At 64.3% G+C, this 7971-nt stretch carries 4 protein-coding genes and 1 pseudogene; 2 read left to right on the top strand and 3 right to left on the bottom strand.

The genetic code is table 11. The annotated features are described in order from the left end of the window. On the bottom strand, window positions 1–2398 hold a 2398-nt coding region (locus ABZ293_RS05020; RefSeq protein WP_355177380.1), incomplete at its 3' end, for a tetratricopeptide repeat protein. Window positions 2399–2650: 252 nt separating this feature from the next. On the opposite strand from ABZ293_RS05020, the pseudogene ABZ293_RS05015 reads away from it, so the two are divergent. Then, a pseudogene (locus ABZ293_RS05015) lies at window positions 2651–2902 on the top strand (helicase associated domain-containing protein); the annotation flags it as partial. A gap of 387 nt (window positions 2903–3289) precedes the next feature. Here the strand turns inward: ABZ293_RS05015 and recG are convergent. Both recG and ABZ293_RS05005 read right to left on the bottom strand, forming a co-directional pair. Next, the gene (gene recG / locus ABZ293_RS05010) at window positions 3290–5572 is read right to left on the bottom strand and encodes an ATP-dependent DNA helicase RecG (protein WP_355177379.1); all 2283 of its coding nucleotides are present in this window, start codon (window positions 5570–5572) and stop codon (window positions 3290–3292) included. A gap of 4 nt (window positions 5573–5576) precedes the next feature. Next, window positions 5577–7364 (bottom strand): DAK2 domain-containing protein, encoded by a 1788-nt coding sequence (locus ABZ293_RS05005; RefSeq protein ID WP_355177378.1) that lies wholly within the window; start codon window positions 7362–7364, stop codon window positions 5577–5579. Window positions 7365–7707: 343 nt separating this feature from the next. Here ABZ293_RS05005 and rpmB point away from each other — a divergent pair, with 343 nt between their 5' ends. After that, window positions 7708–7899: a 50S ribosomal protein L28 gene (rpmB, locus tag ABZ293_RS05000; RefSeq protein ID WP_011210730.1), complete on the top strand. Its 192-nt coding sequence runs from the start codon at window positions 7708–7710 to the stop codon at window positions 7897–7899. Window positions 7900–7971: the final 72 nt, after the last annotated feature.

Here is a 7971-nt window from a genome sequence, read left to right as displayed (position 1 = left end):
GTGCCTCGCGTAGCAGTTCGGCGGCCTGAAGATATTTTGCGGCTATCCGCTGCAGATCGCCGAGCCGGTAGAGGGTATTCGCTTCGCCGAGTTGGTCACCAACGCTGCGATAGATCGCCAACGCCTGCTGATACTTGTTAATGGCTTCGGCGTAATCTTTGTCGACTCGAAGACCAGCGGCGACGCTGCATAGGACATTGGCGACGCCGTGTTGGTGGTCGAGGCTGCCATAGAGGGCAATTGCCTGTTCGTACAGGATAGACGCGTCATTGCCAATCGATCGATATACCTCGCCGAGTCCGAAAGTGGTGTGGGCTTCAAGGGTTCGATCGCCAACTCTGCGGCTAATCGCTAGTGCCTGTTGGTACAGGGCAATGGCATCGACATGGTTACCTTCATCCTTTTGTGTCGTACCGAGGATATCGAGGATGAGCGCTTCGCCCAACTGAATATTGAGTTGGCGATAGAGATCCAATGCCCGGTTGTATAAAGCGCTAGCCTCTTCATGATTCTTGGTGAGCGTTCGCACGATGCCGAGTAGGTAGACTGTAAGGGCCTCGCTCTCCTGATCGCCGAGCTTTCGGTAAATGGCCAGGGCCTTCAAGTGTGCAGCGGCGGCCTCGGCGAAATTCCCGAGCAGCCTCTGCATAAGGCCGAGGAAGGTGAGTATTCTGGCTTCGCCTAGTTCATTACTCAGGTCTCTCGTTATAGCATGTGTCCGCTCGTAGAGTTGGACAGCTATAGGCCATGGGCCGTACCGGACTAGCACGGATGCCAGCGTATTGCCGAACACTATTGCTTTGGTGGGTCGGTTTGCGATGACGTAGTCGAAACACGCTATGAGGTTGGCATGCTCGCTACGGATCCAAGATCCTGCTTGTGCGCCACTAGGAGGGTTCCTCACAGTGCGTTGATAGTAGTCCAGCATTCGATTTATTGCGCGCGAGGAATCTTCAGGTGGGTCCGCAGCGGCCAACTCGCCGGCGAATACGCGCAGTAGGTCATGCAAAGTGTATCGACCCTGGTTCGCTTCGTCGAGCAGATGATCCGTGTAGAGAGCTTCTAAATCCGAGCGAGCCGATTCGACAGGGATATCTGCCAACGCTGCCGCTGCTGCAGCATTGATATCGGCTCCCGGATGCAGCCCGAGATAACGAAACAGTCGCTGACGGTCGGCTGGCAGGTCCTTGTACGACATTACAAACGCGGCGCGCACCGCACGATCTCTGGTGCCGAGTTCGGTGAGTCGATCGGCGGTAGCGGCGAATTCATCCGCGAGCTTGGGAATACTCCAGACCGGATGATGAGCCAAACGCCCGGCCAATACGACTATCGCTAACGGCAGATACCCGCACAACCGTACGATCCGGTCTACCGCCGCCCGATCGGTTTCGGTCGCTGTACGACCAGCCAACGTGATGAACAGGTCTGCCGCGGAGACAGAGTCGAGATTTTTCAGCACGAGTGGGGTCGCGCCATCGAGCGCGACAAGACGGCTGCGGCTCGTAATCAAGGTTAGACAGCCTGCAGAAGCCGGGAGCAGCGGTTCGACCTGGTCGTGGTCGCGTGCGTCGTCAAGCACAAGCAGCACGCTCTTGCCTGTGAGCTTGTTACGCCACATGTCTCGCCGCCCTTGCAGCGTGTCGGGGACAGTCCGGGGATCGACACCCAACCCAATAAGCAACTCCGCCAAGACCTTGGCGGAGTCGGCAGGAGCTCGCCCGGGGGTGTGCGCATGCAACTCAACGAAGTACTGGCCGTCGGGAAAATATGGAGTCAACCGATGGGCTGCACGCGTGACGAGGGCGGTCTTGCCGATGCCGGGCATACCGTCGATGGTGTAGATCGGCTCAGCCCGCCCTTCCTCCACTGCGTCTACGATGCGCTGCAACTCGTCGCAACGCCCGAGGAACGTCGTCACATCTCGGCGCAGGGCCGTCGTCACCACCGGACGTTCCGGCACCGCCGCATATCCAGCTGCATGGATTGCAAGATTGACGCCGACCTCGAAGTCAGCGCGAGATGTGGGTACGGCGTGGGGCGGCGAGCTGTTGTGCTGGTCTGTTGCGTCGTCGTCGGAAGGTTCGGTGGCATTTCGGATCGGCTGGTCCGCAGCGTGATCGAAGGCTGTCAGCCACTTTCTGACCTGCTCTTGCGGTACGCCGCAGACGTACAGGAGCAGTCGCAATTTGTCTTCGGTGATTCTGCGGCCATTACAGATATCAGTGAGCGCCGACCTCCCCAGGGAGATTTCTTTGCCATCGGTTTTTACCTTGCGCGCGACTGCTTCAACTTTGCGGTACGACAGTTCTGCATGAGCCAGCAGTTGGCGGATTAGATTACCAAGCTCCTGGTGGGTTCGCACCCGAGCAAGATCGTCGTCCGTGACTGCAGCCACCGAATCCATCCCCCTTATTGGCCTGTAGCGCGGCGTCCGATGATTGTCCGGCTGTCCGCGGACAGCCATCTTACTGGCATCCGACCTGCTGATCGAGACTTCAACTGTCCGAACTATTTTGGACACCGGCATGATCGTGGTCTCTGGTTGGCGAGATGGTGCGGACCGGCACCGTCCTCGCGACGTAGGAGACGACATGTGGGCTGAGGTTGGAAAGACTGTGCGTAAGGCGATCGGTGACTGGGGAAGCACATGGCGTATGTGTGTATGTGTTTCCGCGCTGACCATCGCAGCCGTCGCGGTGATCTGGGTAGCCGCGCTGTGAAGTGCAGCCGTGCACGACCTGAAGCCAAGCGGCTGTCTCGTGTCGCTGCGGACGGACATTGCGATATCCCCGCGGATTTCGCGACCGATGAAGAGCACCTACTCGGCAAATGGCTGTACCGACGGCGCGCCGAATACCGGGCCGGAACACTGTCCGACGACAGGGTGGTGCAACTGCATGCGCTGGATGTGTCGCAGGATGGTGTATCGCTCGGCGGGTGGATTTCCCACTGCCGCAGTCATTTCCGCGACGGCACGCACGCACTGCCGAGCAGATTCGCTGACTGCGGACGGCTGGTGTCGACTTACGACGGCAACCCAGTGGACAGCAGCGGATCAAAGTCGCCCGCTGGCAGAGCGCACTCACGCATATCGAGGAATTCCGCCGAGCACGGCCACACCGATATCCGCAGAACCCACGTGACAGCCGATGGCTTCCACCTCGGTCGCTTGGCTGGTCCAAAGCCAGATCGACCACCGCAACGGCAGCATCCCGGTCGATCGGGTCGTCGCCCTGACCGCCCTTGGGGTGGAACTGCGGTAAACGGAGACAGTGATCGGGGCGGATCAGGACTTGGCCAGATATTCGATGCGTTCGGAGTCGACGGCGGCGCGCATCATGCTCGCCAACCCAGGATGCTTGCGCAGACCGGGGTCGGCTTCGACAACCGCGCGCGCGAGTTCCTGTGCGGCGGTGATGACTTCGAGGTCATCGAGCAGGGAGAGCAGGCGCAGTGAGCGCGCGGTGCCGGATTGGGCGGCGCCGAGAACATCGCCTTCGCGGCGTTGGCGCAGATCGAGGACCGCGAGTTCGAAGCCGTCGGTGGTGGCGGCGACCGCGTCGAGCCGGGCCATGGCGGTGCCGGTGGGACCGGCGTCGGTGATGAGCAGGCACAGGCCGGGATGTTTGCCACGGCCGATCCGCCCACGCAGCTGATGCAGCTGGCTGACACCGAAGCGGTCCGCGTCCACAATGACCATGACGGTCGCGTTCGGCACATCGACGCCGACCTCGACGACGGTGGTGCAGACCAGCACATCGATATCACCATCGTTGAATGCCCGCATCACCTGGTCTTTTTCATCGGTCGGCAGTCTGCCGTGCAGTAGCCCGACCCGGACGTTCGCCAATGGGCCGGTACGCAGCATGTCGAAGACCTCGACGGCTGCGGCGGTGGTCGGACCTTCCTGCTCGGGACCGTCCTTCGACCTGCCGGACTTCTTGCCGTTGCGGCTCTTGCCGTTCTCCTCGTCATCGCCGATGCGCGAGCACACCACATAGGCCTGCCGACCGGCCGCGACCTCCTCCCGGATGCGCTCCCAGGCGCGGTCCACCCAATTCGGATGCTGTTTGCGCGGCACCACCTTCGAGACGATCGGTGAGCGGCCCCGGGGCAGCTGGGTGAGGGTCGAGGTCTCCAGATCGCCGAGGGTGGTCATGGCGATGGTTCGGGGTATCGGGGTCGCGGTCATGACCAGCAGATGTGGGCTGGCACCGGCTTTCGCCTTGGCGCGCAACGCATCCCGCTGCTCGACGCCGAACCGGTGCTGTTCGTCGACGATCACCATGCCCAGATCGAAGAACTCCACCGCGTCCTGGATCAATGCGTGCGTACCGATGACGATGCCGGCCTCGCCGGTGACCGCGTCGAGCAGTGCGGCCTTCTTCGCCGACGCCGACATCGAACCGGTCACCAACACCACCTTGGTCGCCTGGTCGGCGGCGCCGAGTTCACCCGCGGTGCCGAGATCGCCGAGCATCGCGCGCAACGACCGATAGTGCTGAGCGGCAAGGACTTCCGTCGGCGCGAGCAGTGCGCACTGCTGTCCGGCGTCGACCGCCTGCAACATCGCGTGCAGTGCGACGATCGTCTTGCCCGAACCCACCTCACCCTGCAGCAGCCGGTGCATCGGATGGCTGCGCGCGAGATCGTCGGAGATCTCCGAGATCACCTGCCGCTGCCCTTCGGTCAGTTCGAAGGGCAGGCGGGTATCGAAAGCCGCCGCGATGCCGTCGGAGCGCGGCGGACACGGTCGGGCCGTCCGCCCCTCCGCGTCGTGTCGCCGCTCGGCGAGTACCAGCTGCAGGGCCAGCGCCTCGTCGAAACGCAAACGCTCCCTGGCCTGTTCGATATCGGATTTGTGCTCGGGCAGGTGGATCAGGCGCAGTGCGTCGGAGACCTTCATCAGGCCGCGATCCTCGCGCAGCGTGCTCGGCAGCGGATCGTCGATCGGATCGAGCTGATCGAGCACCTGCCGGACACAGGCCAGCAGATCCCAGCTCTGCACCTTGGCGGTCGCCGGATACACCGGAATGAATTCCCGTTCGAAGAACGAGACATCCACTCCCTCTTTACCTTTCGCACTCTGCGCCAGTCCGCGCAGTGCACCGCCGCCGCGCACCGAGGTGAGGTTCTCGATCGAGGCCTCTTCCTTATCGGGCAGGATCAGATAATCGGGATGCGCGAGGTTCCAGCGGTCCGGCCGCCACCAGTGCACGGTGCCCGACATCATCGCCCGGACACCTTCGCGGACAAGGTAACTCACCTTGTCGCCATTGAAGAAAGTGATATCGATCGGGGCGACCGAACCGGTATCGAGGGCCACCTTGAGCAGTCTGCCCCTGCGGTTCTTCATCGGCCGCAGTTCGGTTTTCGTCACCCGGCCGATGACGGTGATGTGCGCACCCTCTTCCGGCTGCTCCTGGGTGAGCGGCTGGCCCTGGGTCGCATAGCGCAATGGGTAGTGCCGCAACAGATCCTCGACGGTGTGCATGTCGAAGGCATCGGCCAGCGGCTCGGCAGCCTTCACGCCGAGCAGATGGTCCAGCCGATCACTCAGTGTCGCCATATCCCTATTCCACCCCAATCTGCACCAGATCCGCGTGCTGCCCACCGGAGTACACGCTCACCTCGATGCCGGGGAAGCCGTCCGCGATATGCGCGGCGAGTTCGGCCGCGAGTTCGGCGGGGGCCGCCGCGCCCATGAGCAAGGTGACCAGCTCGCCGCCGAAGGCGAGCATCCGGTCGAGCAGGGTCCGGCCCGCGGTCGGCACATCCCGGTCGATCACCACCACATCGTGGCCGACCAGGCCGAGTCCGTCGCCCGCATCGCAGGTGCCGACCATGGTGAGGGCCCGCTCGGTGGCGGCGCGCAACGATCCCCACCGGGTAGCGGCCGCCGCCTCCGACATCGCGAAGGCATCGTCCACCGCGATCCGCCCACAGTCGTGCACGGCCAGTGCCGCCAATCCCTGCACCATGGACCCGCTCGGCAACAGCAGCACGTCGCGGTGCGCGTCACGAGCCGCGACACCGACCGCGACCAGCTCGTGCGCGGGCAGGGCGCCATTCGGCAATACCAGCACCTCCCGATTCGGCAGCTGTCGGATCGCGCCGAGCAGCGCGGCGCTGGTGACCGTGCCGTCGCCGCCGAGCACCACCGCTCCCCCGGCTTCGAACAGCGCCGCGGCCCCATCGCCCGCCACCACAGCCAGCACTCCGCGGTCCGCGCGACCATCGTGATCGGTCCAGGCAGGCGCGAACGGTTGGGCGGTGATGGCGAAACTTTCGATGCGGATGGCGCTCAGGGTGCCGGTGGCGATGCCCGCTTCGACCGCGGCTCCGGCGTCGGCGCAATGTACGTGCGCGGACCAGGAGCCCGCGCCGTCACCGACCACCACAACGGAGTCGCCGAGTTCGGCGAGGCGATCGCGGAGGCGGGCTATGCGTCGGTTGTCGGTATCGGAGAGCAGGTACATCACCTCGAAGTGCGGTTCGGCGCTGTTCCGAGGTTCGGCACCGTTCCGGGATTCGACGCCGCCCTGGCATTCGACGCTGCCCTGGGACTCGGCACCTTCCCGCGACGGCGAGCCGTCGTGTGCCGCGACGACGTCCATATCGCCACGTTCGACATGCGCCGGCGAGGCTGCGAACTCGCCGCGCACATACTGCGGCCGATCAGGTGTCTCCCCGAGCGTGACCGCGACCAGACTGTCGAGCAGCACCACGAGCCCACGGGCACCCGCATCGACCACCCCGGCCTCGCGCAGCACCCCGAGCTGGGCAGGTGTGTCACCGAGCGCCTTGGCGGCACCGTCGGCCGCCGCCACCGCGACCTCGGCCAGCACGGGGTCCGGACAGGCCGCGGCACAGTCGGACGCCCGATCCAGCACGGTCAGGATGGTCCCCTCGACCGGCACACTCAATGATTCGCGCACCAATGCCGAGGCCGTGGCCAGCGCGGCGCGCAGCGTATCGGCGGTCAGCAGGCCATGACGCACCGCTTCGGCGATCCCCCGCAGCACCTGCGAAAGGATGATTCCCGAATTGCCGCGCGCACCGAGGGTCGCACCGCGCGCCATCGCGGCGGCCACCTCATATGTGGACGAGACAGCGGCTGTGGACGGGGCGGCGGCCATCGCGGCCTCGGCGGCCTGCATCGCCGCCCGCATGGTTGCCAGCATGTTCGTGCCGGTATCGGCGTCGGCGATAGGAAAGACATTGAGCGCGTTGATCTCCTCGCGCCGTTGTTCGAGACCCTCGAGGCAGACCCGGCCCCAGCGCAGCAACGCCGGACCGTTGAGAGCATTCGACCCGACAGCGGATGGAAGTTCTGCGTCACCGCGGCCATCGCTCGTCATGTCCCGCACTCCGGGCACCGCCACCTCTCTCCGCGATCGTCCACACCGCTAGCGACTGCTGGCAGGTCGCTCGAACGGGCCTGCCACCGTTCGCCAGGTTAGCTGGCGAGACCGACAGTCGATCGGCGACACCGATCCACTACGATCGGTGGTGTCCACGGGCCGTTGCTCCACGACCCGGTTTGGCGGATCCGGACCCCGCCAGCTACCCTTGCAGGGTTGCCTAGCGCGGCCGAGGCCGGTCTGCGCTGGCCGACGTCAGTCGGCAGGGCATTAAGACATCGTTTCCGGACATGCTGCCGATGTGCAGCAGTCCCCACATGACATGAAGGAGTTCGCGACTATGGCTGCCGTCTGCGACGTCTGTGCCAAGGGCCCCGGCTTCGGGAAGTCGGTCTCGCACTCGCACCGGCGTACCAACCGTCGTTGGAACCCGAACATCCAGACCGTGCGTGCCCAGGTCGCCCCGGGCAACACCCGCCGCATGAACGTGTGCACCTCCTGCCTGAAGGCCGGAAAGGTCGTTCGCGGCTGATCTGCCGCGAGGCCGATCCAACCTAGACCGACATACGCCCCGACACCATCCGGTGCTCGGGGCGTATGTCTT

This window comes from Nocardia sp. NPDC005998 (genome assembly GCF_040614395.1).
Classification (GTDB): Bacteria; Actinomycetota; Actinomycetes; order Mycobacteriales; family Mycobacteriaceae; genus Nocardia.
The sequence above is the reverse complement of the archived record's forward strand: the minus strand, read 5'-3'. Positions and strand labels throughout refer to the sequence as shown.

Excerpts from the sequence above, each read along its gene's own strand:
- ABZ293_RS05005 (WP_355177378.1), bottom strand. The coding sequence starts at position 7,364 with ATGACGAGCGATGGCCGCGGTGACGCAGAACTTCCATCCGCTGTCGGG.
- rpmB (WP_011210730.1), top strand. The coding sequence starts at position 7,708 with ATGGCTGCCGTCTGCGACGTCTGTGCCAAGGGCCCCGGCTTCGGGAAG.
- recG (WP_355177379.1), bottom strand. The coding sequence starts at position 5,572 with ATGGCGACACTGAGTGATCGGCTGGACCATCTGCTCGGCGTGAAGGCT.